Source organism: Dankookia rubra (assembly GCF_004355005.1).
In the GTDB taxonomy this organism is placed as follows: Bacteria; Pseudomonadota; Alphaproteobacteria; order Acetobacterales; family Acetobacteraceae; genus Paracraurococcus; species Paracraurococcus ruber_A.
The window spans coordinates 1-476 of the sequence record NZ_SMSJ01000356.1 but is presented as its reverse complement, the minus strand read 5'-3'; the positions used below and the strand labels follow the sequence as shown (position 1 = coordinate 476).

At 73.1% G+C, this 476-nt stretch carries 1 protein-coding gene; it reads right to left on the bottom strand.

What is annotated here, in order from left to right:
* The coding region (locus tag E2C06_RS36965; RefSeq protein WP_133293440.1) for a winged helix-turn-helix domain-containing protein at positions 1-476 on the bottom strand (476 nt) is incomplete at both ends.

Below are 476 nucleotides of genomic sequence, written 5' to 3'. Positions count from 1 at the left end.
TAGCCGCGGCCGCGCACGTCATCGGAGCGCAGGCCGGTCTCATCACCCCAGAAGACCGCGCCGCCTTGCGCTTTGGCCCGGGCAGCGATGGCCGGGTAGTCCCGTCGCAGCCAGCGCCGCACCGCCGCCGGGTCCTGCTCGTAGGCTCGGCGCAGCGGCTTCTGCGCGGTGAAGCCCCAGCGCGCCAGGTAGGTGCCCATGGTGCGCACCGCCAGCTGCACCCCGAAGCGCTGCCAGATCAGCTCGCGCACCGCCGCCCGGCTCCAGAGCGCAAATGGCAGGTCCAACTCGTCCGGCGTGTGCCGCCGGATCAGGTCGCGGGTTGCCGCCTCCTGCTCGGCCGTGAGGAGCCGGCCATGCCCCGGGTCGGGCCCGCGCTGCCCGGTCTTCAGCCCAGCCGCACCTCGCTCCGCATACCGCTTGCAAATGTCGAACACCCCGGTCTGGGTCAGCCCAACCTGCGCCGCGATCGCACC